Raw genomic sequence first — 25,650 nt, forward strand, 5'->3', positions numbered from 1 at the left:
TACTTCTCCAAGTTGATTCCCTCCATGAATCTGTTGAAAACCAACACCGGATCGCAAATATCCAGAAAATCTGAAATATATAGTGGCAAAATTGCCTGTTTTGGTTTAGAATAATTAGTGGTTGAATTTTTCATTGGTTATGTAAATTTTACCACAAAAGGAGGTCCGCTGACTCGAAAGAGTCGGTGGACCTCCTTTGTTATTTGGGTCTGTGTTATTTCACAGCCCCTTTTTTATGTCTCATTTACGCATTTCTCATTTCCTGCTCCAAGCGCTTGGCAGCCGCGATTCCGGAAGGCGTCCGTGCCAAACCGCCATCAGAGGTTTCCTTTAACGCTACCGGCATCATCCTGCCAATTTCCGCCATGGCTTCGACGACTTCATCGGGCGGAATCATACTGCGCACGCCGGCCAGTGCCATTTCTGCTGCTGCCAGGGCCATAACTGCCAGGCAGGCATTGCGTTTGACACAAGGCACTTCAACCAGGCCGGCAACAGGATCACAAGCCAGGCCGAGCGTATTTTTCATACATAAGGCCATCGCTTGCAGGATGGCATCGTTAGAACCACCAGCCAGCTGCGTAGCTGCAGCTGCAGCCATAGCAGCTGCCGTGCCACATTCAGCCTGACAGCCGCCTACAGCCCCGGCCACGCAGGCATTGCGGGCTACGACCTCACCGATTCCGGCTGCCGTAAATAAAGCGTCTACGTTAGCGTCTTCTGACGTTCCCAGTGCTTCACTTACAGCCGTCAGTACAGCTGGCACAATACCGCAGGAACCGGCTGTCGGGCAAGCGACGACTTTAAACATTTTGGCATTAGCCTCACTGACAGCCAAGGCATATACTTCTGCCTTACGGGCCATAGAACCCAGCAGTTTGGCCTCTGTGTGGGCCATTTTATCGGCATCGCCACCGACGAGACCACTTACGGACGTACCCGTATCGGAAAGACCGGCATCGATGGATTCCCGAAAGACAGCCAGTCTGGAAGCCATGCGCTGCCGTATGACAGCTTCGCTTTCTTCAGCTGCTTCCATTTCATGATGGACAATGACACCGGCCAGGGTCAGCTTATGTTTTTCCGCCTGCGCCTGTAATTCGGCCAGTGATTTATATTCGTATTCGTACATGACATCCTCCTATAACGGCGACAAGGTAACAACACTTTTGATCGCAGAAATATTGCGGATCAGATTGATGATTTCTTCCGGCACGGGGCTATCTGTGCAAACAATCATCACGGCATCTGCATGTTTGCCACTGCGGAAGACCTTCATGTTAGACACATTAATATGGCCAATAGCCAGAATGGTCGTCGCCTGGGCAATGATCCCGGGCTGATCATGGTGCAGTGTAATCAGCGTGTGTTCTTCGCCGCTAAGAGATACATCAAAGCCATTGATCTCACGAATTTCGATCTTGCCGCCGCCAAGAGACACACCCAGTACTTCCGCCTGGGCCCCGTGTTTTCCCGTCATGGCAATGCGCACCGTATTCGGATGGTTCACTTCCGCATCAGAACGCTGCAGTGTAATTTGCAACCCTGCTTTTGCTGCCAGCTCAAAGGAATTGCGCAGCCGCGTATCGTCGGCAGAAAAGCCCAGAAGGCCAGCTACGAGTGCTTTATCTGTGCCGTGCCCTTTATACGTTTTTGCAAAAGAGCCGTATACGGTCAGCGTCGCTGCTGCCGGTTCATCATGCAAGATTTTCCGGGCCATCAGACCAATTCTGGCAGCCCCGGCTGTATGGGAACTGGAAGGTCCGATCATGACGGGCCCGATAATATCAAATACACCCACGTTTTTTCTCCTTTCAGGTCAAAGAAATACTCTTGCCTAAGTGCAAGCTGTAAATATAGGTTTCTTTCACAGGGCAGCGACTGATCTGCTCCGTTGCTGCTTTGTAAATATCCAGCTGGATGGCATAGCGCTGGCGAAAGGCTTCTTCTGTCTCCAGGTGATCTGTTTTATAGTCGACGAGAACCCACGCATCGCCTTCTTTAAAGAGGCAGTCAATAATGCCCTGTACCAGTATTTCTTCCCCCGCCTCTGCGTCAGCCAGAAGCCCCCGGGCCGGCAAGAGTACACTAAAAGGATATTCCCGGTGTACCTGGGGCGATGCAGCCATGCGCTGCCCCAGGGGGGACTGGCTGAACGACAGCAATTCCGGCAAGCGCAACAGCTTTGCCTCTTCGGCCGTAAAGAAGCCCTGTTCCTGCCACTGCTGTACCTGTTGCTGCAGGTCCTCCAGCGTCAGTGCATGCTGCAGCTGCAAATGCTGCATGGCCTTATGCATGGCCGTACCACGACGGGCACCGGTAACCTGGTCTTCTTCCTCCTGCAGCCACGGCGGCAGTTCGGCGAATACATCGTCGTCCTGCGGCTCCGTGCCTGCTCCCGGCGCAGCCAGTTTCTCTTCCTCTGCCAGTTCTGCAAAGAGGCGGCGCTGATACTGCTCTTTAATTTCCGATACAGAATATTTGGCGGCCGTGTGCGTAGCCTGTGGGTAGTCATATTGCCAGGACAGCGTCTTATCGAACCAGGCCGGCCAGGCAATACCTGTAGGCTTGCCAGCCTGCACACTAGCCAGGAGAGAATCCGTTTCGCTCTCCCTTTCTGCCACTGCCTGTGGCGTAACACTGCGATGCAGCGTTACCTGCCAAAGGCCGCGGCGCCACGTTCCATCTAAGCCGTTGAGGACGCTTTTATCCATTTCCTGCCATTCGTCTTGGCCGGCAAAAAGGGGCATGAGCCAATCCAAATACGTGCGTCCCTGGGCCGGGTCCAAATGCTGCTGCCAATGTTCCCACGCCGTGTCCAAATGGTTGACACTGCCTACCATAATCAGTTTGTCCCTGGCCCGGGTCATAGCAACGTATAAAATACGCTGTTCTTCCGCCCGTCCTTCCCAGCCCAGCTGGGCTTTCAGACCATTCCAAATGAAGGTCGGTGTCGAAATACGCCACTCACTGTCAAACTGCCTGAGGCCTATGCCCAAGGTCTGATGCAGCAAAATATCCCGGGACAAATCCCGTTCATTAAACTGCTTGCCCATATCGGCAATGACGACCACTGGGAATTCGAGGCCCTTGCTCTTATGAATGGACAAGATACGGACGACATCTTCTCCTTCTCCCAAGACCTTAGCCGGCGCCAGGTCAATCTCATCGTCCTGCATCTGGTCAATGAGCTGCAGATAGCGGAACAAGCCGCGATAACCGGCAGCTTCATACTGCCGGGCCCGTTCGTACAGTGCCTTTAAATTCGCTTCCCGTACAGCCCCGCCGGGCATACCGCCGACGTAGTGCAGATAGCCCGTATCCTGATAGATCTGATAGAGCAGCTTGGCTACGCTGTTGCGGCGGCTGAAGGTACGCCACGTTTCCAGAGATTGGCAAAACGCCTGCAGCTCCGTTGCCCGTTCGGAATCAGCCAGACCGTCTATATAGGCAGGCAAATTCTGCCAAAGCGTGGCCGTACCCGAAAGACGCAGGGCCGACAATTCTGTTTCATCCAGGCCGACTAAGGGAGAGCGCAGCACCGCTGCCATAGGCAGATCCTGTTCAGGATTATCGATACAGCGCAGGAGAGACAACATCACCTGGACCTCGATGGCCGCAAAATAGCCGCCGTTTTCATCGGCATACACAGGAATGCCGGCAGCCTGCAGGACTTGGGAAAGAACCTGGGCTTTATCCTTTACAGAACGCAAAAGGATGACCATGTGGCGCCACGAAAGAGGTTCCAGCGTACCATCCTTGCGCTGGACGCAGCGGCCTGAATCATACAGGGCCCGCAGGCGCTGGGCAATGAGCCAGCCTTCCTTTTCAAGGTTCGTCATTTCTACATTTTCTTTTAGCGCTGCTTCGTCACTGTTCGCCCGGCGCAGCTCATCGGCAAAGTCCGTACTGTCCCGGTCCAGCAGATGTACCTCTACGGTGCCGCCGAGCCAGCGTTCATCCGTACAGGGCGGCCGGCCTGGATAGAGCTTTTCCCGTTCTCCATAGGTCATGCCGGCAGAGGTTTCGGTCATTACATTTTCAAAGAGCTCGTTTACTGCCGCAAGGACCGTTTCGTCGCTGCGGAAATTGCGCGCCAGATCGATACAGCGCTGAACCGCTGCCGGATCACGGCTATACGCCTGATATTTTGATAAAAACAAGGTCGGATCGGCTAAGCGGAAGCGGTAAATGCTCTGCTTGATATCGCCGACCATGAAGCGGTTGTTTTCCCTGGATACAAGCTGGGCAATCATTTCCTGTACGCCATTGGTATCCTGATATTCATCCATGAGTACTTCCTGAAAGGTCTGGCGCAATTCTTCTGCCGCTGCCGAAGGAATAACATGGTCCGGCGTCGACGCAGGATCACGCAGGATCTGAAGACACAAGTGTTCCAAATCGTTGAAATCGACCCAGCCCTTTTCTTTCTTGGCTGCCCCATAGGCAGCAGCAAAGTCACGGGTTACCTGCACCAGCCCTTTGACATAGGGCTGTAACGCCCGGAGACTCGCAAGCCACGCTTCATCGGTACCGGCAAAAAAGGTTTCTACCAAGGTGTTGACTTGATTTTTTACGTCTTTGCGCACAATATCCTTGCAGTAATCCCAGCGGTCCTTTTCCGGCGCCTCCAGTTTGCGCAGGGATACAATACGTGTAAATTGTATCGCCTTCATAGCCAGACGCAGGCCCAGCCAGGTTTCTTGATCGTACGCATTCTGTAACATCTGGCACTCTGCTTCCAGCTGTTCGCGGCCCGTATCGAGGCGGACCGAAAAAGCCAGGCTGTCAATCGCCTCGTGCAAGCGGCGGATGGACGACGCCAGCTGTACCTTGACATAGCGCATAATCGGCTGACACCACGGCAACTCATCAATAGTTGTCTGAGGCCCCAGATCATAATTAGCCGCACTCTGTTCCAGCCAATAGTCTGGCCAAGGCGAACTGCGGGAAAAGGTATATAAGCGGATGATTTCTTCCATGAGCGCTTCATCGCCATGTTCGTCACCAAACATTTCCGCCAGGGGATACAAAACCTGGGCCTTCTGTTCGTCTTCATAATATTGTAAAAAGAGGTCTTCCAATACGCGATGCTGCAACAGAATCAGCTCTTCCTGACCGGCAACGGTAAAGCGGGGATCTATATTGATACGATAGAAATACCGTTTGATGACAAACTGGCAGAAAGAATGGAGCGTTGAAATGTGAGCCGAAGGCATGAGCGCCAGCTGCCGTTCTGCCATGACCGTATTACCACTGGCCAGTTCTTTGGCCAGCGCTGCGGCAATACGTTCCCGCATTTCTGCAGCAGCCGCCTTGGTAAACGTAACGACGAGCATTTCCGTAATATCAATGGGCTGTTTGGCATCGAGGAGGCGGCGAATAATCCGTTCGACTAAGACGGCCGTTTTGCCAGAACCGGCTGCGGCCGACAAGAGCAGGGTTTGCTGGCGGCTATCAATGGCCGCCTGTTGTTCCTTAGTCCAGGCCATGTTTTTCATCTCCTTCCTGCTTAATGCGTGCAATGAGCTCATCGGCACTGAAATTCGCCACGAGTTCATAGCAATTGTCATGCGTATGCGGATCAAAGGCACAGACGGCATGATACGCACAGTAGGTACAACGGCTCTGATTCTTCAGCAATAGAGGCATAATGGAAATCTCACCGTCAGCCATGCGGCCGGCAATATGAAAAATACGTTTTTCTGCCAGCTTTAAGGCGCTAAGCCACCATTCTGCAGGATACACCGTATTCCAGGAGGTCGTCAGCGTCCCGTCTTTCTTGACGTTCAGATTGACAAAGGACGACGCCTTTTCCATGGACGTGTCCAGACTGGCCATGAGCTCCGGATTATCCAGATAAAAGCCTTTCATCCGGTGTTCCTTATTATATAAGTCTTCCTTTTCCGTCTGATCCAGCAAGGAATTGGCCGTTTGCTTTTTGCTGCGTACATAGCAGTACAAAATGGCTGCCGGCAAAGCCGGAGGCTGAGTATTGCGCAAGGCCACGTCCATATAGGTCAAGAGCTGTAACTCAAGACCTGTATAGATTTTCCCCAAATCGAGGACCGTATGGCCAGATTTATAATCGATAATGATGACATACGTAACGCCGTCTTCGCAAAACGTATCTACCCGGTCAATTTGTCCTGTGACGATGACGTCTATGCCATTAGGCAGGCTGAATTCCAAGGCCGGCCAAGCCTCGGCGCCGCGGCCAAAGCCTTTTTCTACAGCGGCCATATGGAAATTGGAGACAGCATTAAATTCACAAAGACGGGTCACTGTCCGGATGAGCACTTGAATGAGCCGGCCTTTAATTTGTACGAAGTAGGCATTGGACATGAGAATATCGTTCTGGATATGCGGTGATAATTCTTCTACCACCTGCAGACACAAGGGCGCTATCTCTTCTTTTTTCAAATCATGCCACTGCCGTCCATCCTGAAGGAGCCAGGCGCCCATACGCCGCAGTGCTTCGTGAACGAGCACGCCCAGGTCAGGAGCGGTAAAGCGCTGCAGCCGTCGTTCTTCCAGCTTCAGGCCGTATTGGGCAAAATAGGCAAAGGGGCATTGCCGGTAACTTTCAAAGCGGGTGACTGAACCGACAATTTTTCCTTTAGGTGCATAGAGACCGCGTACAATGGGCTGGGGCAATACGCTGGCCTTATTATGATAGAACAAACCTTGTACGGCCTGTTTGGCTGCCAGGCTATAGCCGTGTGCCAAAGCCCAGTCATAGAGCGACCACCATAGATCATGTACCGGTTCCTGCTCTACAGCCGGACGCAGCATGACCGGCAGGTATTTCAAGGCTTCCGGCAGGGAGACAATATAATCCTGTGCTGTGGCCAACGTAATTTCATCCATTTCCCGCCGCACTCCGGAAACATAGCCCTTATCGAGGAGCTGCTGGATCCACAAAGATGGTGACAGGGCATCCCCCTGTTCATCGGCTAAGGCGTAACTCAAATAGACGCGTTCACTGGCCCGGTGGACAGCCAGATAAAAGAGGAATCGTTCCTGGAGAGAACGGAACCGGCTGCCCGGCCCCAAGGTAAAACCGGCACTATTCAGAGCCTTTCGTTCCGTATCATTCAGCAGTCCTTCGTCACCACTATGCTGGGGGAAGACACCATCATTAAGGCCACAGACAAATACAATACGGCCGCGCATCGTGTAGCCACGTTCGATGGACGTTACCATAACGTGGTCGAGTGTCGGCGGAATGACGCTGAAGGTCATAGTCCCCAGTCCATCCTCTACCATTTGGGAAAATTCGTCTACATTTGTCTCGTCAGCACCGCAAAGGGTGACGATTTCATTGAGAAACGCCAAGAGCTTTTTCCATACCTGTTCATGCTCTTTGCTCTCTAACGTCCGTCCTGCAGTGTCATCGTCCTGCCGCCACTGGCGCAATACGTCCGGCACGCCAAGGTGCTGCAAAAACTGATACAACAGGGTACACCAATCACGCAGGGTTTTTGCCTTCTGTGCCGCCTGCCAATAGGGAATTACCAGATCGCGTACACGCTGGCGCAGGCCGTTGATTTCTGCCAGCGCCTCTTCTGTTTCGCTATCGGCCTGGTCCCCGGGCTGAAAATAAGGGCGATAGTAGTAGGTCCACGCAGCATCGCGCAGCCAATGACGGCCTGTAATACCGTTAGCCAGGCAATAATTTTCCAGAATATCTACTTCATGCCGGGACAGGGGAAACAGATCCGTTTTGAGCAGGCGGAATACAGATTCATGGGACCAGTTAGAGCGCAGGAGAGCCAAGAGCGAAGACACGACGGCTACAGCCGGATGGGACAGCATAGGCCGCCGATAGTCTGTAAAACAGGGAATACCATAGGCCGGAAAAATACGTTCTGCAATCGTATCATAGAGACCGCTGGCACGAGTCAGAACGAGAAAATCACGATAGCGGTACCCATGCCGGACCAGGCGCGAAATACGCCGGGCAATGGCATCGATTTCTGTATTTCTGTCCAGACATTCCGAAACGATAACTTCCTCTACAGGTACATCCTGTACAGCCAGTACAGGCTCAAAAAAGCCATCTGTAAAGCGCCTTACGCCTGTAACCTCCGGATCAGGCAGCGTTTCTGTTTCCAATTGGGGAAAAACCTTGCGCAGCGTCCGGTACACATCCCAGGGACGATGAAAGAGCGCCGTATCCAGTGACTGGCGTTGTAAATGTTTGGCATCCATGGCCAGAGTAATCGTCAGGGATACGGCATGCTGTTCGATCACCTCGAGAACTGTGAGCTGCTCCGGTGTAAACCATTGGAAACCATCTACCCAGACGCGGGCGCCTTGCAAAAACGAGTAATCCGGCAATTCCTTTGCCAGCAAGGTCAGCGTATCATCAACACTGCCAAAATGGTCTGACAAAAAGGCCAGATATTTTTCATACAAGATAGAAATATCCGTCAGCTTATGTGATAAAGTGAGACTATCCAAGGTTTCTGCAGCCTGCTTCAAATCTTCCGGCGTAATACAGAAAGAGCGGCATTCCATTAGAAACTGGCCCATAGTTGTCACAAAATTGGGCTGTTGTGCCGCTGTCCTAAGGACAGTCAATTCTTCCCCGTATTGCCGCAGCAGCCGCTGCAAGATGAGGTGCCGCGATAGCTCAGATAAAGATTCGTGTTCTTTGCCACGTTCCTGAAACACTTGAAAGGCCAGGCGGGAAAAGCCAAAAATTTGGGTTCCCATAAAGCCCCGGCCTGGCGTAGACGCGGCAAAACGCCGTTCTACACTATAGGTTGCCTGATCAGGCACTAAGAGAATCGCCTGGTTTCCTTGGTCTGCCCAGGCTTTAATTTGCGAAAAGCAGTATTCTGTTTTGCCACTGCCGGCCTTGCCGAAGAGGACCGTAACCGCCATAGCCGTTCCTTCTTTCTATAAAAAATTGGACCTATCCATTCACGTAAACCTATTTTATCATACCTAGGCAGAAGACTGCTATCCTCTATAGGAGAGGGATGAATGCCCTTTTTGAATAAAATAACAATCATGAAATAAATTAATATGATATATAACAAAACATATAAGCGATAGAAATCCAAAGGGGAAGGTGTATAAACCATGTACTAATGGTTAAGCAACAAATCAAATTCTCTGCGCACGGACAACGTCCGCTAGAAAAAAGACAAAAAAATAGGGTAATGACAGAAGCGTTCCCCGTCATTACCCCCAATTTTCTCTCAGGATCGTTGCCAGCCTGTCAGCCGTTCTGTGGCCGGTACCGCTGAAGCCATTTTAAATCATAGGGTTCATAGGTCACATTCGCATAGGCATCTACATCCATGACAGTGCCATCCCAGTCAGAATGGATAGCACCCGTTTGTTTAATCAGGATATCATATAAGATATTATACGTTACACCGGTTACCGGATCCGTTTCCACGATCGTGCTGTACGGCAAGGTTTTGTGATAGGTCAATTCCATGCCCTTATAGTCAAAGTGGAAACCACAGCGCATACGGCAGCCATCCAGCCCCGTATAGGTTGCGATTTTCTTCAAATCATGAAGAATCTTATCACCTTTTTCCTCATACAGGTTATCCGGCGTCGTCGCCGTATAGTCAAAGCGGAATTGTACAGACGCGCCGGGAATCTTATAGAACCGGTCAAGATATGGGACGAGTTCCCGCGCCGGATAGTCTTTATACAATACGCAATTAATACGGAACGGTACAGCCAAGCGCCCTAATAAATCATCATTTGATTCCACTACATAGTGCTGCATATGGCGGGACACATTGATGCACGTAATCTTATCCTTGTTCCGTTCTGTAAATTTGACAATATCGTCTTCACTCTGAAATTCAAAGACAGGCAGTGTCGTATTGATATATACCTTGTGCGTCGCCGGAATTTCATCCAGCATGACCTGTAAGGCTTCCAAATTAGCAAAAGGTTCTCCGCCGGTAAAGACGAAATCACAATACGGTGTAATCTCATTCATCCGTTTAATACTGGCACAAATCTTTTCTACTGAAAAACCTTCCGGATGGGCGTACTCTGCCTTATTGATACAAAAAGGGCAATGATTACGGCAATTATACGGTACAAAGATAGTAACGGTAGCTCCGCCTTCCCGCGTTTTGTATGGATGTTTTTCTGTGTTCATAGTGGTTGCAGCATTGCTCACCTGCGTTTGGATCATATAGTTATTCGCCTCATATTCTAGTTATTCTGATATATTGCATCCTATAATAGTGTTACCCCGAACAAAAAGATAGATACTTCTGTACGGGGCAACAGGATATACAAAAAGCATAAGCGTCCATAACCATTTTATCATAAAAGACTAGGTCGTCAAGTGGACGGATCCGACTTATAGAAGTCAGCGCTTCTAAGCAGTATACAATTTTACATACTCGTCAATGCCTGGGAAATCTCTTGGGCCGTTTTCTGCACTTCCCGGATAAGGGAAGGCATCGTTTCTTCTGTAATACGGGAAATAGATCCGGATACGCTAATGGCTGCCACAATCTTTCCCTGGAAAAAAATAGGTGCTGCTATACACGTCATGCCATTTTCCACTTCTTCCCGTTCCACTGCATAGCCCTGACTGCGTATCTTCTTTAATTCTTCCAAGAGGTCGTCCCAGTCGGTAATCGTATATTCAGTCATACGCTTCAAATCACAGCCTATATACTTTTTTACATAGTCTTCCGAATAGGCCATGAGACATTTGCCTGAAGCCGCACAATAACTGGGCCGCACGGCACCTACAGGCGGGGCTACATCAACGGAGTGACTCGATTTTATTTTTTCCAAAATGACATGCTGCGGATACGGGCCATCAATCCGTGTCAGTGCTGTCATGTGAACGCCTTCGTCACATTTTAAAGCCAATGCCTTGGCATACGGATAGGCAATCTTTTGAATCGATTGTTTTTCCTTAAATAACATGCCCAGAGAATAGAGTTCCAGACCCAGCCAGTACTTGCCGTTTTCTTCACTTTTACGGACAAAGTCATGCTGTTCCAGTGTGTCTAAGGTACGGCTGACCGTACTTTTATGGAGATTCAGCTTTTTACTGATTTCCGTTACGCTCAGAGGCGTTTCATATTGAATAAATAAATGTAATATGCATAGTGCCCGGTCTATCGATTCTATCATAGTATTCCTCCACATCTGTTGCGATGTTCGTAATAGTTATTGCACACAGCGATTATTCTATTTATCTATTTATTCATTATATAGAAAACCAAACGCCTGTCAAGAGACATGTCTAAGGGAAGCTGCTTCAATTACGCTGTAAATTTGCCTGCAGCAGATTATCTGCCAGGCGGGTTAGCAAATCACTGCATTCCAGTTTTTGCAGCCAGCTGTGTGGCACAGCTTGAGCTCCATACATGGTCCCGGCCATATTCCCGCATACGGCGCCACAGGAATCACTATCCCCATCCTGATTGCAAGCCATGATGACGGCATCCTTCAGCTTTTCTGTCTTTAAGAGGCAGTAGAGAGCCAATGCATATGCCTCTTCAGCTACCCAGCCCTGACCGATCCGTTTCATAGCCCGCCATGGTTCCCGGTCAGTCACGGCTTCATCAACAGCCCGGACAACAGCACTTTTTACATCTTCATAATACTTATGCTTTTGCAGAATCCGCAGTACTGCCGGTATCGTTTCGGCCAGAGGCTTGCCTTCGCTAAGGAGAGCAACGGATGCGCTAAGCATACCGGCCGAGAGGTATCCTGACGGGTTACCATGGGTCAGGCTGCCGGCCTGGCAGCCTACAAGAAAGGCCTTTTCCGGATCGCCTGCATAATATAAGCCTACCGGTGCAGCGCGCATGATAGAACCACAGCCTTTACTATTATTATTGGCATACTTACGTTCCGGGCAATCATTTTCTGCCAAAGCCTTGAGGCAGGTTTTGCCCTGAATGCGCCGGGCATAGAGATCCGGTTCTTCCATGACATTATAATTCCAGACCCTTTCATGGTCCTGCTGTTTCATCCATTCGGCCTGATCGGGACTGACCAATTCTTTGGTCTGCGTATAATACCAGCGCATATATGAACGATATAAACCCTCCCGTGGTTCCAGGTCATCATGCGCAGCCCACAAGAGACCGTCAGCTGTAAAAATAGACATCTGCGTATCATCAGAGATAATGCCTTTGCGATCATTCGACTCGAGCTTGAGAACAGTCCGCAGGCCATAGGAGCCAAACTTTTTATGTATCGTATATAAATCATCAAATTCGATAATATAGCCTAAGGCATCGCCTGTAGCCCCACCGAGCATGCAGCCCAGGAAGCGGTCACTCATATCCATTTTTACACCTCCATGTAATCCATTTCGTACGCTTTAGTTATAAATTAATTATAAAAAGCATTTACTTTTTGTATATATTATTATATTATATAAAGTTACACTCTTATTATAACAAAAATATTAGTAAATTTGCAATAACCCGGCAGGTCATTTCCTTTGGTCTGCATGATTGTAAAACAAAAAATCCCCTTTGCAGTTATCAGACTGCAAAGGGGATGACGTGTATTACATAAGGATTTTAGCCTTCGATTTCGGATACAACGCCGGCGCCAACTGTACGGCCGCCTTCGCGGATAGCGAAACGGAGACCTGCTTCGATAGCGATCGGTGTGATCAGTTCAACGTCCATTTTGACGTTATCGCCAGGCATGCACATTTCTGTGCCTTCCGGCAGCTGGATTACACCAGTTACGTCGGTTGTACGGAAGTAGAACTGCGGACGATAGCCGTTGAAGAACGGTGTATGACGGCCGCCTTCATCTTTTGTCAGGACATATACCTGAGCTTTGAATTTCGTGTGCGGATGAATCGTGCCCGGTTTTGCAAGTACCTGGCCACGTTCGATTTCTTTACGGTCAACACCACGGAGCAGCGCACCGATGTTGTCGCCAGCTTCAGCGAGGTCAAGCAGTTTACGGAACATTTCTACGCCCGTTACGACGGTGTTCTTCGGTTCGTCAGCCAAGCCAACGATTTCTACTGCGTCGCCTACTTTAACCGTACCACGTTCAACACGGCCTGTAGCAACAGTACCACGGCCTGTGATCGTGAATACGTCTTCGACTGGCATCAGGAACGGTTTGTCCGTCGGACGATCCGGTGTCGGGATGTAGTTATCAACAGCATCCATGAGGTCGAGGATGGACTGTTTAGCTTTTTCGTCGCCTTCGAGGGCTTTCAGGGCAGAACCTACGATGATAGGTACTTCGTCGCCCGGATAATCATAGGAGCTCAGGAGGTCACGAACTTCCATTTCTACGAGTTCGATCAGTTCCGGATCGTCAACCTGGTCAGCCTTGTTCAGGTATACAACGATAGCCGGTACACCTACCTGGCGGGCAAGCAGGATGTGTTCACGTGTCTGCGGCATCGGGCCGTCAGCAGCGGATACTACGAGGATAGCACCGTCCATCTGAGCAGCGCCGGTGATCATGTTCTTTACATAGTCAGCATGCCCCGGGCAGTCAACGTGTGCATAGTGGCGTTTGTCTGTTTCATATTCAACGTGTGCCGTGTTGATCGTAATACCACGTTCACGTTCTTCCGGTGCTTTATCGATATCAGCATAGTCTTCGAATTTAGCATAGCCTTTTTCGGAGAGTACTTTCGTGATTGCAGCCGTCAGAGTCGTTTTGCCATGGTCAACGTGACCGATGGTGCCAATGTTAACATGCGGTTTAGTTCTTTCGTAATGTTCTTTTGCCATAATACAGTTTTCCTCCTTTTTAGGAAAAAATAAGCTAACCCATAGTAAGTATACTACATTTTCTCACAAAATCCTGCAAAAACCTATAATTTTCAAGGAATTTACAACTGGATATGCAAATAACCCCGAAATCGGGGTTATTTTGGTGTGGTGGCGGCTCGGAGATTCGAACTCTGGACACTGCGGGTATGAACCGCATGCTCTAGCCAACTGAGCTAAGCCGCCATGTGGAGCTATTGACCGGGATTGAACCGGTGACCTTATCCTTACCAAGGATACGCTCTACCGACTGAGCTACAACAGCATAAACTATTAAAGCTATGACCGTTCAACGCTTCTATAAAAAATTTGGTAGCGGGGATAGGACTTGAACCTATGACCTTCGGGTTATGAGCCCGACGAGCTACCAACTGCTCCACCCCGCGACATTAATGGTGGTGGGAGATGGATTCGAACCATCGAAGGCGAACGCCGGCAGATTTACAGTCTGCTCCCTTTAGCCACTCGGGAATCCCACCATGTTGGAGCCGACGATAGGACTTGAACCTACAACCTACTGATTACAAGTCAGTTGCTCTACCAGTTGAGCTACGTCGGCTCGTTCAACAGAACGTAGTTTATTATACATCATAACTTACTTTCTGTCAATATCTTCTCAAAACTTTTTTCAACTCATCTCTTAAGGATTAGTTATTTCAGTTCTGACGACTTGGTAAGTATAGCATGGCTTATCCGAAAATGCAAGACCTTTTTTTAAAAAAATTGAGGAGCCTGAAATACACTAGTTGTACTCCAGACTCCTCGGCTGCTGCTCTGTAACACCGGCAGCATTACTGATGTTATATAAGGTTAGTCCTGATCGTAATCCTGCAGGGCTGCTACGTGATGATACCCCTGGCCTTTGCCCTTATTGGCAAAGACGCGCAATACTTCCCGTGCTGTATCGAGAGAGGTCAGGCAGGGTACGGCCAATTCTACGGCCATACGGCGCAGATTAAAGCCGTCCCGTTCCGGATGCTTACCGAAGGTCAGCGTGTTGACGACGAGGTCGATTTTACCGTTACGGATGAGCGTAGCAATATTTTGGCCGCCTTCATGGATCTTCTTGACGACATCCACAGGGAAGCCCTGTTCGGCAAAATATTTGCCTGTACCTGCTGTGGCGATGACATGATAGCCCAATTCCTGGAAGCCCCGTGCCAATTGCAGTGCTTCTTCCTTATCACGGTCTGCCACCGTAACAAGGATCGTACCACCGGCAGGAATCTTCATCTTAGCGCCATTAACGGCTTTATAGAGTGCTTCCGAATAGGTCTTGCCAATCCCCATGACTTCACCGGTCGACTTCATTTCCGGTCCCAGGGCAATTTCGGCTAAGCCGATCTTGCTAAAGGAGAATACCGGTGCTTTAGCAGCTACATGCGGTTTCGGCGGCATGAGACCATTCGGATAGCCCATACCGGCCAGGGTTTCGCCTAAGGCAATACGTGTAGCCAGTTCGACCATCGGTACGTGCGTTACCTTGCTCAGGAACGGTACGGTACGGCTCGAACGGGGGTTTACTTCAATGATGTACAGTTTACCGCGTGAAACGACGAACTGGATATTGACGGCGCCTTTGACCTGCAGTTCCAGTGTGATGCGCGTCGTGTAATCGACAATCTGGTCGATCAGTGCATCGTCCAGGTGCTGCGGCGGATAGACGGCAATGGAGTCACCTGAGTGTACGCCAGCCCGTTCTACCTGTTCCATAATCCCGGGAATGAATACGTCTTTGCCATCAGAAATAGCATCGACTTCTACCTCACGGCCTACCATGTATTCATCGATCAGGATCGGATGATCCGGCGAAGCAATAACGGCTTCACGCAGGTACCGTTCCAATTCTTTTTCCGTATAGACGATTTCCATGGCCCGGCCGCCGAGAACATACGAAGGACGAACGATGAGCGGGAATTCCAATTCCTTAGAAACAGACATGGCTTCTTTATCGCTCGTGGCGATACGGCCATCGGGACGGGGAATATTCAATTTAGACAGGAGTTCATCAAAGCGTTCCCGGTCTTCTGCCCGGTCCATGCCGTCGACAGATGTGCCCAGGACCGTAACGCCCCGTTTCGCTAAGGGAGCCGCCAAATTGATGGCAGTCTGGCCGCCAAACTGGCAGATAACGCCAACGGGCTTTTCTTTCTCTACAACGGCCATGACATCTTCTACTGTCAGCGGTTCAAAATAGAGGCTGTCCGACGTATCAAAGTCCGTGCTGACCGTTTCCGGGTTATTATTGACGATGATGCTGTTCATGCCGGCATGACGCAGGGCCCAGGCCGAGTGAACGGAGCAATAGTCAAATTCGATGCCCTGGCCGATACGGATTGGGCCTGAGCCGAGAACGATGACACTCTTGCTGCCCAAGGGTTTCACTTCGTCTTCCGTAGCATAGCACGAGTAATAATACGGTGTAGCCGCTTCAAATTCAGCAGCACAGGTATCAACCATCTTGAAGGTCGGGCGGATATTCAGGCGTTCCCGGAACTGACGAACCTGTTCTTCCGTCTTATTCGTAAAACCGGCAATGACCGCATCAGGCATGCTGTAGCGTTTAGCCAATTGAACGTTTTCTGCTGTCAGGTTGTTACGGCGCAGGTTTTCTTCCAGGTCGACGATGTTCTTGATCTTCTTCAAAAACCACATGTCGTAGCCTGTAATGTAATGAATTTTTTCAGCACTAATGCCGAGGCGCAGGGCCTGGGTAACGACGAAAATCCGTTCATCATCCTGTTTCTGCAGGAGCTCTGCAATTTCAATGAGGGATTTCGATTCGAGCTTCTTCAGGCTCAGGTAGTTGACGCCAATTTCCAGAGACCGGACGGCCTTTAGCAGGGCCCCTTCAAAGCAGCGGTCCAACGACATGACTTCACCAGTCGCCTTCATCTGTGTACCTAAGGTACGGTCAGCCAGGGCAAATTTTTCAAAAGGCCAGCGCGGGAACTTCACGACGCAGTAATCGAGCGTCGGTTCAAAGCAGGCCGTTGTTTTGCCTGTAACGGCATTGGTAATCTGGTCCAGCGTCAGGCCTGTGGCTACTTTGGCAGCTACCTTTGCGATAGGATAGCCTGTCGCCTTAGAAGCCAGGGCGGACGAACGGCTGACACGGGGATTGACTTCGATGACGTAGTACTGGTTGCTGTTCGGATCGAGAGCATACTGGACGTTGCAGCCGCCTTCAATCTTTAAGCGGCGGATAATCGCCAACGATGCCGTACGCAGCATTTGGTATTGCAAATCGTTCAGAGTCTGGCTCGGCGCTACGACAATGGAGTCGCCCGTATGAATACCTACAGGGTCGATATTTTCCATGTTGCAGACGATAATGCAGTTATCAGCCTTATCGCGCATTACTTCATATTCGATTTCTTTCCAGCCGGCAACGGACCGTTCGACGAGGATCTGATTGATCGGGCTGAGTTTAATACCGCGCGTAGCAATCATAAACAGTTCGTCATCGTCGTGAGCAATACCACCGCCGGTACCGCCTAAGGTATAAGCCGGACGGACGATGATCGGATAGCCGATTTTGTCAGCAAAATCCATGGCGGACTGGACGTCTTCAAAGATATCGCTTTCGGGAACAGGCTGATTAATATCATTCATAGCCTTTTTAAAGAGTTCCCTGTCTTCTGCTTCCTGAATGGCCGACAGATGTGTCCCCAATAACTGGACGTTGTATTTTTCCAAAACACCGGCTTTTGCCAGCTCTACAGCCATATTCAGGCCGACCTGGCCACCCAGTGTGGCTAAGAGGCCATCGGGCCGTTCTTTTTCAATAACCTCTGTTACGTAATCCAGGGAAATAGGTTCAACGTAGACACGGTCAGCAATATCTTCATCGGTCATGATCGTAGCCGGATTGCTGTTGATCAGGACAACTTCCAGGCCTTCTTCCTTCAAAGCCCGGCAAGCCTGTGTGCCTGCGTAGTCAAATTCAGCAGCCTGGCCGATGATGATCGGGCCGGAACCAATAACAAGTACTTTTTTTATTCCTTCAGTCATTTATTTCCCCTCCATCATGCTGACAAATTGTTCAAAGAGATACAGATTGTCTGTTGGTCCCGGCGATGCTTCCGGATGGTATTGGACACAAAAGAAATTGTATTTCGGATAGGCAAAGCCTTCAAGTGTATTGTCGTGCAGGTTGACATGCGTCACAATGGCATCAGAGGGCAGCGTCGCTTCGTCAATGACGTAGCCGTGGTTCTGCGATGTAATGTAGACCCGGCCGGTCTTGACATCTTTGACCGGATGGTTGGCACCGCGATGACCAAAGGCCAGTTTGCGGCTCTTGGCGCCTACGGAAAGGCCCAGGAGCTGATGGCCCAGGCAGATCCCAAAAATAGGCTTTTTACCAATGAGTTTTTTTACTTCGGCAATCACTTCCGGCAGGTCCTGCGGGTCGCCAGGACCGTTAGACAAGAAAATGCCGTCCGGATTGACAGCCAGGACCTCTTCTGCCTTTGTATAGGCCGGGAATACAGTCAGGCGGCAGTCATTCTTTACGAGGCTCTTGAGGATATTAGCTTTGGCACCAAAATCCATAACGGCTACGTGGAAACGGCCATCGCCCATTTTCCGGACAGATTTCGGCGTTACCTGCTTAACCAAAAGCGTTTCCAGCGGCGTAGCCAGCAGGGACTGCACATCGGCGTCTGCCATGTGTTCCGGCACGATGACGCCTTTCATAACCCCATGGCTGCGGATAGCCCGTGTAATAGCACGCGTATCGACACCATAGAGGCAGGGAATACGGTGCGTCATAATAAAGGAGGCCAGTGTGCCTTCATTCTGCCAGTTGCTGGGACGGTCACAAAGCTCGCTCAAAATAAAACCAGCCGCATAGGGACGGTCTGCCTGCTGAATGTCTTTCAGCGTGCCATAGTTACCAATAAGAGGATAGGTCATGGTTATGATCTGTCCGGCATAGGACGGATCCGTAAAGGTTTCCTCATAGCCTGTCATACCTGTATTAAAAACGACTTCGCCGACTGCCGGTTCATCCATCAGCAACTGGCCGTAAAATTTCTGTCCATTCTCTAAAACGAGACATCCTCTCATCGTAAGACTACACCGTCCTTCATTACAATTTCACCATTTACAATAGTCGCCGCTGCTTTGCCGCGGAAAAGCATTTCATCAAAGGCCGACGATTTTCCCTTAGAGTAAAACTGAGAAGAATCTACGGCCCATTCTTTATCGAGGTCGAGAATCGTAAGATCCGCATCCTTGCCTGGGGCGATTACACCGGCGTCGAGGCCTAAGAGACGGGCCGGCGACGTAGACATAGCCCGGACAATCGTAGCCAGGTCGGCCGCACCGGTATGATAGAGATGCGTCAAGATGGCGCCGACGCTGGTTTCCAGGCCGACAAAACCGCTCGGCGTAAGGCTGAATTCCTGATCCTTTTCGTCCCACGTATGCGGTGCATGGTCCGTTGCAATGGCATCGATGGTACCATCAACAACACCGGCCAGGACGGCTGCGCGATGGTCTTCTGAACGAAGCGGCGGGTTGACCTTAAAGCGCGGTTCATACGAGCGCAGGGCTTCATCGGTGAGGATCAAATGCTGCGGTGTCGCTTCAGCCGACACTTTGAGGCCCTTGGCTTTCGCCTGGCGGACCATTTCTACTGCGCCCTTCGTGCTGATATGAGCAATGTGAATTGGTGTATCCGTCAGCTCCGATAAGATGATATCCCGGGCTACGGCAATATCTTCGGCTGCTGCCGGACGGCCCTTGAGGCCCAGCTCAGCAGAGACGACGCCTTCATTCATCTGCCCGCCGGCAACGAGAGATTCGTCTTCGCAGTGATCAATAATGATTTTATGGAACATATTGGCATATTCCATGGCTTTACGCATGAAATCGCTGCTTTCTACATAGTGACCGTCATCGGAAAAAGCGACGACGCCGGCTTTTGCCATGCCGCCCATGGCCGATAATTCTTTGCCTTCCAGGCCTTTTGAAATAGCACCAATAACTTCTACTTTGACGACACCTTCGTGTTCAGCCTTATATTTCATTCCTTCGACGATAATCGCTTTATCGATAACCGGGTTCGTATTCGGCATGGTAGCCACGCGCGTAATGCCACCGGCAGCGGCTGCGCGCGTCCCTGTGACTACCGTTTCCTTAGCCGACTGGCCAGGCTGACGCAAATGGACATGCATATCGATAAAGCCCGGTGCAACGACGAGACCTGCTGCATCAAATACGGTTGCGCCTTCTGCCGTCAGATTTTTCCCGACAGCCACAATTTTTCCATCAGTAATCAAAATATCGCAAATTTCATCCTGCTGCAGTGCCGGATTTACTACTCTGCCGCCTTTAACGAGTAATGTCAACGTCATCGCCTCCCATAATCGTAAGATACAATACAGCCATACGGACAGACACGCCATTTTTTACTTGTTCCTGAATGGACGACTGGGTCCAATAGCATGTATCCGTATCGATTTCAATTCCCCGGTTCATAGGGCCGGGATGCATAATGAGCACATCCTTCTTAGCGTGCTGCAACCGTTTCTGGTTGACGCCAAAGAACGTATTATATTCACCCGGACCGGGGAAGAAGCCTACGCCCTGGCGTTCACGCTGAATACGCAGGACATTGACTACGTCAGCACCTTCCAGTGCTTCATCCAAATCATAGTGGACGGTAACCCCCATAGCTGCCAGTTCCGGCTGCAGAAGTGTCCGCGGGCCGACGAGATGGACATCAGCACCCATGGTCTTCAGGCCATAAATATTGGAACGGGCTACACGGCCGTGATCAATATCACCGACGATAACGACCTTTAAGCCATCGATATGGCCTTTTACTTCCTGGATGGTGAACAAATCCAAGAGGGCCTGTGTCGGATGTTCATGCGTGCCGTCACCACCGTTAATAATGACCGGAGATACGCATTTGCTGGCAAAAAGGGGCGAGCCTTCCTGCTTATGGCGCATAACGATGGCATCGACGCCCATGGCCGTAACGGTAAGGAGCGTATCGCGGAAGCTTTCTCCCTTTTGAATAGAACTGCCGCTCGGCGTAAAGTTAATGACGTCGGCACCCAGGTATTTAGCTGCCATTTCAAAGGAGCCGCGCGTACGCGTACTTGGTTCCCAAAACATGTTGACAATGGATTTTCCTTGCAGTAAATGCAGTTTCTTATTGTCGCTGTTTACAACTTCTTTCATTTTTTTGGCAACACGCAGGACCAATTCGATTTCTTCTTTTGGTACCCCTTGCAAGCCTAACAGGTTCTTCCCCTGTATACTGACCATGGAAATCCTCCTTTGTAAAAAAAGACCTTTGCCGAAAGGCAAAGGTCATGTCATGGCATACGTAACATATGTCCCTTTTTAGCCTCTCTGGACTATATTAAAGGTACAGGCATATTTCCGAAACAGAACAGCCTCACGGGACTGCTTACTGGTTCTTCTTTACTATTTTATATAGATGTGCACGTAAAGTCAAGAATTTTTTAAAAAACATATTGTTTAATTATACTGTTTTGGGACATTAATCTTGCATTCTTCTTCTACTTCCTCTAATCCCGCTTCCAGCAGTTCTCCCGAATCGATGATCGCCTTGGCAATATAATCGGCATCCTTGCCAATAGCTTGTATACACGCTTCAGCCAGCTCCAAATGGTCCGTCATATCTTTCGTATTACCTTCTCTTTTGGCCTTCAGATAATCGCGCATGGCCAAGATTAACGTGCCGGCACTCATTTGCAATATTTCGCTATCCATAAGATACGTATTCTTTTTCATTTCTATCTCCTGCACCCCTTATTCTCATATTTCCTGTATGGCTATCCAGCGCTTCCTGCTGACTTTCTTTATTATATCACATGCCGTCAACGCCGCTTCCCTGGCCCGTGTACCTAAAACATGGTACAATAAAGCCAGTTTACAGGAGGAGCAAGTATTATGCGAGAACATCACTATTTACGCGGCTATCTCTGTGCCAGCGGTGGCGCTGTCTTATGGGGACTTTCCGGTACAGCAGGCCAATACCTGCTGCACCACTATCAGGTCGATTCCTTTTGGATTTCCAGCGTACGCCTGCTTACAGCCGGACTGTTGCTCATGCTTCTAGCCACACCGTACTACAAAAAAATGATTGAAATGATGAAAAGCCGACGCAATGCGCTTCTTCTTTTTTGTTATGCAGTCTTTGGCCTGCTCATGAGCCAGACAGCCTTTTACGCTACGATTGAGCATGCCAATGCCGCTACAGCGGCAGTCTTACAAACCTTATCGGTGGTCATGATGGCCCTCTTCGTTTGCCTGCGCAGCTGGCGTGTCCCTACACGGGCCGAAACCATATCGATTCTCCTGGCCCTGGCCGGAGTTTTTCTCATAGTAACCAACGGCAATCTCTCGGCTATGATCTTATCCCCTAAGGCGCTTAGCTGGGGACTTTTGGCAGCCTTAGCCAACGTCTGTTATTCTTTTATTGCCCAGGATTTAGTCTGGCACTGGGGCAGTATTACCGTCAACGCTCTGGGTATGCTGGTAGGCGGCCTGATCTTCTGCCTCTTGCTGCAGCCCTGGAATATACCGGTCAACCTGGATTTTACAGGCTGGACCTTATTCGCCGCTGTCATCCTGATCGGCACGGTTATGACGTATATCCTCTTTCTCCGCGGTGTCGGAGACATCGGTCCGGTTAAAGCAACGCTATTAGGCACACTGGAACCGGTTACATCGGCCATTGCCGGTTCTCTTTTCTTAGGGACTGTCTTTTATCCGCTCGAACTCATAGGTTTTGCCTGTGTACTGATTACTGTATTTATTGTAACGCTGCAAGGCCGTCAGATTGGCTGAGCGGTGCCTTGGCTACACCGCACAGCATACATACAAACCAGTAAAACGTATAGATCCTTCAGCTACGTAAAAAAATACTCTTGTCAACGCTATTACGCGGACAAGAGTATTTTTAATTTCCGGTAGAAAGTCGATGTTACCAGGAAAAGAGATCATCGCCAACGCCTAAGGGCAGTTCCGGGAAACCCGTAGGTACAGGCTGGATCAGCATGAAAATCAAGACTGTAAGAACCGTAATGCCCAGTGTCACATACGAGAAGGGGCTGCGGCGGCTGAATTCATGCAGGCCAAAGAGGCGGATACCGATGGCGGCGCCGATTGATGTAAATAAGGCACCTAAGGAAAAATACTGATATATACCATACGATACGACGAGTGCTACCAGCATGGCTGCATTGATGACAATGGGATAGCAGCGGGACAGCATAGACGGCGTATTTCGTTCCATTGCACCGAGCCAGTCTGATGCATCAATCCCCGTAAGGCCCGTTACAAAGGAAGAGCCATACAGGATTTTATCCCAAATACCTGTGTATTGGTTTCTATTGCGGCACTGCCACATCCAATACGCATAAAGGAGAATGACGATCCCGGCAAAGATGTAATAGTATTCCTTCGGCATAAACTGTACCAGAGCTACACCGATGCTGACAGCAACGGCTGCAATGGCACACATTTGTAACAGCGTGTTCCGTGAGGGACGCACCTTTTTATCCATTCCCAAATATACCTTCGCAAAAATTTCCATCAGGAAAACAGCGACAAAAAAGACGATGCCAAAGAACGGATTCAGTGCCGTAAAGGCAATCATCAGCAAAATAGGAATAGCGAGCTTGACGCCTGGGAAGAAGTAAAAATCCTTAGGCTTCATCAGGTGCTGCTGTGAATAGATCGTGAAATACGTAAATGCGTTGAAGAGCAGCATGGCTACTACTGATTCTACCGGCGTAGCGCCCATATAGAGCAGTGTCAGCAGCGTACACATACTCATATTCATTCCCGTAAAGCGGGAAAAAATGGAAGCCACTAAACCGGCATTAAAGAAAGGCAAGATCGCCCATAAAATATCCATTACATTCCCCTTCCCTGCTTACTTCAAATGATGGCTGCCACGTTCCGTCATCGGCACGCCTTCTTTGCAAAGAGGGCAATCTTCCGGTTTATACGTAGGAACGGTAAGATGGAGCAGAGCCTGAACGTTTTCTTTGGGAACGCCAAATTCTGCCTTACCACCGCTGCGGTCTACGAGGAGACCCACACCGACAACTACGCCGCCGGCCTTTTTCACGACATCGACGACTTCCTGTACAGAACCGCCCGTCGTAACAATATCTTCTACGATGAGAACCCGTTCGCCCGGAGCTATGCGGAAACCGCGGCGCAAGGTCATGACGCCTTTTTCACGTTCTGTAAAGATAGCACGCGTGCCCAGGGCCTTGCCTACTTCATGAGCTAAAAGAATACCGCCTGTCATAGGACCCATGACGGTCTGGACGTTTTGATCTTTAAAGCGGGCTGCCAACTCTTTGCAAAGCTTTTCCGTGTATTCCGGGTGCTGCAACACATTGAACTTTTCTACATAAAGCGGGCTGTGCAAACCGGAGGTCAAAAGAAAATGACCTTCCAGAATAGCTTTTGTTTCTACGAGCAAACCTTTTACTTCTTCTTCAGATAACATTATGCATGTACCTCCTGAATTTCTTCTAAAATTTTATCAGCTGCCACTACAGGATCCGCAGCCTGCGTAATAGGACGACCAATAACCAAATGGGATGCACCGTCGCGCAAAGCCTGAGCCGGCGTCGTAATACGTTTCTGGTCGTTTGCCGCTGCAAAGGACGGGCGGATACCCGGTGTGACAATGAGAAAATCCGGACCATTCAACGCACGGATTTCTTTGGCTTCATGAGGCGAAGACACAGTACCATCGATACCGGCTTCCTTAGCCAGGCGGGCCAGATTGAGGACAGCATTGGCTACTGTATCCTTACCGCCAATTTCCTGCCAGGCTGCTTCATCCATACTAGTCAGAATCGTAACAGCTAAGAGCTTCGGCCGGGCAATATTAAGTTTAGCAGCTTCTTCCGCTACAGCATCAGCAGCAGCGCGCATCATAGCTTTACCGCCTGTACCATGCAAAGTCATCAAATCCGCACCCAGACGTGTCAAGGCCCGGATGCTCTGGGCTGCTGTATTAGGAATATCATGAACCTTGAGATCCAAAAATACATGCTTACCCTGGTCCTTCAAATAGCGTACCGTATCCGGACCGGCACTATAAAATAATTCCATGCCGACCTTGTAAAAAGATACGCGGTCGCCCAGGGTGGTCACTAACCGCTTCATATCCTCCAGTGTATGTACATCGAGGGCAGTTATAAGACGATCATCTGCCATGGTTTACCTCCCATCATGACGTGGCTGTAATAGAATAAAGATAATGTATAAAGGCATATCTAATAAATTATGACATGCTTTAGATGGCCTGTCAATAAAAGAAAGGATCTAGTCTAGGATTTTACCGAGGTCGTCACTGGCGTGATCACACTTAATGTGTGATTGGTTTCAAATGAACCCCTTTCGACTTATCTGCGCATCGCGCAGATAAGTCACTGTCCCCTTCCAGTGCGTATCATAATCGGGGATACGCACTGGAACCGCAATGCCCACACAGGGGCATTGCGCCCCCTAGGGGGCAGCACTGGATCGCCGCTGATTACGCAAAAAGAGCACCGATTACTCTGGCTGGTGCGGGCACACTTGTCTTATAATCTTTTTCAAATGAACCCCTTTCGACCTATCTGCGCATCGCGCAGATAAGTCACTTCCCCTTCTAACGCGTATCATAATCGGGGATACGCGTTAGAACCGCAATGCACATGGTATGCTAAAGTTGGACATGGAGGGGGGGTAGAAATTGGATACTAAATGTAGTAATCTTGGATAAAAGATTTTCTAATTAGTATCCGATGCCCTCAATTGTTAGATGGGAGGTTGCCACGTGAAATTAACGAAAGAACAACGATTAGAAATAGGTCGC

Annotated in this window: 17 protein-coding genes and 5 tRNA genes; 1 reads left to right on the plus strand and 21 read right to left on the minus strand. The window is 49.8% G+C overall.

Features of this window, described 5'->3' with window-relative positions:
- Nucleotides 1-244: 244 nt before the first annotated feature.
- The 18 genes from sdaAA to H8J70_RS10370 form a co-directional block, all read right to left on the minus strand.
- A complete protein-coding gene (gene sdaAA / locus H8J70_RS10285) occupies nucleotides 245-1,132 on the minus strand; it encodes an L-serine ammonia-lyase, iron-sulfur-dependent, subunit alpha (protein WP_186504191.1) in 888 nt (295 codons plus the stop codon).
- A 9-nt stretch (nucleotides 1,133-1,141) separates the two neighbouring features.
- Nucleotides 1,142-1,801, minus strand: coding sequence for an L-serine ammonia-lyase, iron-sulfur-dependent subunit beta (gene sdaAB / locus H8J70_RS10290; protein ID WP_186504192.1), 660 nt, complete (start codon nucleotides 1,799-1,801; stop codon nucleotides 1,142-1,144).
- A 13-nt stretch (nucleotides 1,802-1,814) separates the two neighbouring features.
- Nucleotides 1,815-5,492, minus strand: coding sequence for a helicase-exonuclease AddAB subunit AddA (gene addA, locus H8J70_RS10295; RefSeq protein WP_186504194.1), 3,678 nt, complete (start codon nucleotides 5,490-5,492; stop codon nucleotides 1,815-1,817).
- A complete protein-coding gene (locus H8J70_RS10300; RefSeq protein WP_186504196.1) occupies nucleotides 5,479-8,892 on the minus strand; it encodes a PD-(D/E)XK nuclease family protein in 3,414 nt (1,137 codons plus the stop codon). The genes addA and H8J70_RS10300 overlap by 14 nt, the downstream gene beginning before the upstream one ends.
- A 340-nt stretch (nucleotides 8,893-9,232) precedes the next feature.
- Nucleotides 9,233-10,177, minus strand: a complete 945-nt coding sequence (locus H8J70_RS10305; RefSeq protein WP_222433680.1) for a 4Fe-4S cluster-binding domain-containing protein — start codon at nucleotides 10,175-10,177, stop codon at nucleotides 9,233-9,235.
- Between the two features lie 206 nt (nucleotides 10,178-10,383).
- A complete protein-coding gene (locus tag H8J70_RS10310) occupies nucleotides 10,384-11,139 on the minus strand; it encodes an IclR family transcriptional regulator (RefSeq protein ID WP_186504197.1) in 756 nt (251 codons plus the stop codon).
- A 127-nt stretch (nucleotides 11,140-11,266) separates the two neighbouring features.
- Nucleotides 11,267-12,307 carry an ADP-ribosylglycohydrolase family protein gene (locus H8J70_RS10315; protein ID WP_186504198.1) on the minus strand — a complete coding sequence of 347 codons (1,041 nt, stop codon included), beginning with the start codon at nucleotides 12,305-12,307 and terminating at the stop codon, nucleotides 11,267-11,269.
- A gap of 238 nt (nucleotides 12,308-12,545) precedes the next feature.
- Nucleotides 12,546-13,733 carry an elongation factor Tu gene (tuf, locus tag H8J70_RS10320; RefSeq protein ID WP_186504202.1) on the minus strand — a complete coding sequence of 396 codons (1,188 nt, stop codon included), beginning with the start codon at nucleotides 13,731-13,733 and terminating at the stop codon, nucleotides 12,546-12,548.
- A 148-nt stretch (nucleotides 13,734-13,881) separates the two neighbouring features.
- Nucleotides 13,882-13,958 (minus strand) — tRNA-Met (locus H8J70_RS10325).
- A gap of 3 nt (nucleotides 13,959-13,961) precedes the next feature.
- Nucleotides 13,962-14,037, minus strand: a tRNA-Thr gene (locus tag H8J70_RS10330).
- Nucleotides 14,038-14,082: 45 nt separating this feature from the next.
- Nucleotides 14,083-14,158, minus strand: a tRNA-Met gene (locus H8J70_RS10335).
- A 7-nt stretch (nucleotides 14,159-14,165) separates the two neighbouring features.
- Nucleotides 14,166-14,251 (minus strand) — tRNA-Tyr (locus H8J70_RS10340).
- Nucleotides 14,252-14,255: 4 nt separating this feature from the next.
- Nucleotides 14,256-14,331 (minus strand) — tRNA-Thr (locus H8J70_RS10345).
- A gap of 251 nt (nucleotides 14,332-14,582) precedes the next feature.
- Nucleotides 14,583-17,786 carry a carbamoyl-phosphate synthase large subunit gene (gene carB / locus H8J70_RS10350; protein ID WP_186504204.1) on the minus strand — a complete coding sequence of 1,068 codons (3,204 nt, stop codon included), beginning with the start codon at nucleotides 17,784-17,786 and terminating at the stop codon, nucleotides 14,583-14,585.
- Nucleotides 17,787-18,845 carry a carbamoyl phosphate synthase small subunit gene (locus tag H8J70_RS10355; RefSeq protein WP_186504208.1) on the minus strand — a complete coding sequence of 353 codons (1,059 nt, stop codon included), beginning with the start codon at nucleotides 18,843-18,845 and terminating at the stop codon, nucleotides 17,787-17,789.
- Nucleotides 18,842-20,131, minus strand: coding sequence for a dihydroorotase (locus tag H8J70_RS10360; protein WP_186504210.1), 1,290 nt, complete (start codon nucleotides 20,129-20,131; stop codon nucleotides 18,842-18,844). Before H8J70_RS10360 ends, H8J70_RS10355 begins: the two co-directional genes overlap by 4 nt.
- The gene (locus H8J70_RS10365; RefSeq protein WP_186504212.1) at nucleotides 20,115-21,059 is read right to left on the minus strand and encodes an aspartate carbamoyltransferase catalytic subunit; all 945 of its coding nucleotides are present in this window, start codon (nucleotides 21,057-21,059) and stop codon (nucleotides 20,115-20,117) included. The genes H8J70_RS10360 and H8J70_RS10365 overlap by 17 nt, the downstream gene beginning before the upstream one ends.
- A 216-nt stretch (nucleotides 21,060-21,275) precedes the next feature.
- On the minus strand, nucleotides 21,276-21,551 hold the full coding sequence (locus H8J70_RS10370) for a hypothetical protein (RefSeq protein ID WP_186504214.1): 276 nt from the start codon (nucleotides 21,549-21,551) through the stop codon (nucleotides 21,276-21,278).
- Nucleotides 21,552-21,710: 159 nt separating this feature from the next.
- Between H8J70_RS10370 and H8J70_RS10375 the strand changes: the two genes are divergently transcribed.
- The gene (locus H8J70_RS10375) at nucleotides 21,711-22,610 is read left to right on the plus strand and encodes a DMT family transporter (protein ID WP_186504216.1); all 900 of its coding nucleotides are present in this window, start codon (nucleotides 21,711-21,713) and stop codon (nucleotides 22,608-22,610) included.
- 136 nt (nucleotides 22,611-22,746) lie between these two features.
- On the opposite strand, the gene H8J70_RS10380 is transcribed toward H8J70_RS10375, so the two are convergent.
- The 3 genes from H8J70_RS10380 to pyrF are packed head-to-tail and all read right to left on the minus strand — an operon-like array spanning nucleotide 22,747 to nucleotide 25,007.
- Nucleotides 22,747-23,682 (minus strand): hypothetical protein, encoded by a 936-nt coding sequence (locus H8J70_RS10380; RefSeq protein ID WP_186504218.1) that lies wholly within the window; start codon nucleotides 23,680-23,682, stop codon nucleotides 22,747-22,749.
- A gap of 18 nt (nucleotides 23,683-23,700) precedes the next feature.
- Entirely contained in the window at nucleotides 23,701-24,288 is a 588-nt protein-coding gene (gene pyrE / locus H8J70_RS10385) for an orotate phosphoribosyltransferase (protein ID WP_186504220.1), read from the minus strand.
- Nucleotides 24,288-25,007, minus strand: a complete 720-nt coding sequence (pyrF, locus tag H8J70_RS10390; RefSeq protein WP_186504222.1) for an orotidine-5'-phosphate decarboxylase — start codon at nucleotides 25,005-25,007, stop codon at nucleotides 24,288-24,290. Before pyrF ends, pyrE begins: the two co-directional genes overlap by 1 nt.
- Nucleotides 25,008-25,650: the final 643 nt, after the last annotated feature.

It is taken from the genome of Megasphaera hominis, from assembly GCF_014269395.1.
Classification (GTDB): domain Bacteria; phylum Bacillota; class Negativicutes; order Veillonellales; family Megasphaeraceae; genus Megasphaera; species Megasphaera hominis.

Bases quoted from the DNA above. Each gene is read 5' to 3' on its own strand.
- H8J70_RS10315 (WP_186504198.1), bottom strand. From the start codon at position 12,307: ATGGATATGAGTGACCGCTTCCTGGGCTGCATGCTCGGTGGGGCTACA.
- addA (WP_186504194.1), bottom strand. From the start codon at position 5,492: ATGGCCTGGACTAAGGAACAACAGGCGGCCATTGATAGCCGCCAGCAA.
- sdaAA (WP_186504191.1), bottom strand. From the start codon at position 1,132: ATGTACGAATACGAATATAAATCACTGGCCGAATTACAGGCGCAGGCG.
- carB (WP_186504204.1), bottom strand. From the start codon at position 17,786: ATGACTGAAGGAATAAAAAAAGTACTTGTTATTGGTTCCGGCCCGATC.
- H8J70_RS10370 (WP_186504214.1), bottom strand. From the start codon at position 21,551: ATGAAAAAGAATACGTATCTTATGGATAGCGAAATATTGCAAATGAGT.
- H8J70_RS10375 (WP_186504216.1), top strand. From the start codon at position 21,711: ATGCGAGAACATCACTATTTACGCGGCTATCTCTGTGCCAGCGGTGGC.
- H8J70_RS10365 (WP_186504212.1), bottom strand. From the start codon at position 21,059: ATGGTCAGTATACAGGGGAAGAACCTGTTAGGCTTGCAAGGGGTACCA.
- pyrF (WP_186504222.1), bottom strand. From the start codon at position 25,007: ATGGCAGATGATCGTCTTATAACTGCCCTCGATGTACATACACTGGAG.
- H8J70_RS10380 (WP_186504218.1), bottom strand. From the start codon at position 23,682: ATGGATATTTTATGGGCGATCTTGCCTTTCTTTAATGCCGGTTTAGTG.
- H8J70_RS10310 (WP_186504197.1), bottom strand. From the start codon at position 11,139: ATGATAGAATCGATAGACCGGGCACTATGCATATTACATTTATTTATT.
- H8J70_RS10355 (WP_186504208.1), bottom strand. From the start codon at position 18,845: ATGAGAGGATGTCTCGTTTTAGAGAATGGACAGAAATTTTACGGCCAG.
- H8J70_RS10305 (WP_222433680.1), bottom strand. From the start codon at position 10,177: ATGATCCAAACGCAGGTGAGCAATGCTGCAACCACTATGAACACAGAA.
- H8J70_RS10300 (WP_186504196.1), bottom strand. From the start codon at position 8,892: ATGGCGGTTACGGTCCTCTTCGGCAAGGCCGGCAGTGGCAAAACAGAA.
- pyrE (WP_186504220.1), bottom strand. From the start codon at position 24,288: ATGTTATCTGAAGAAGAAGTAAAAGGTTTGCTCGTAGAAACAAAAGCT.
- tuf (WP_186504202.1), bottom strand. From the start codon at position 13,733: ATGGCAAAAGAACATTACGAAAGAACTAAACCGCATGTTAACATTGGC.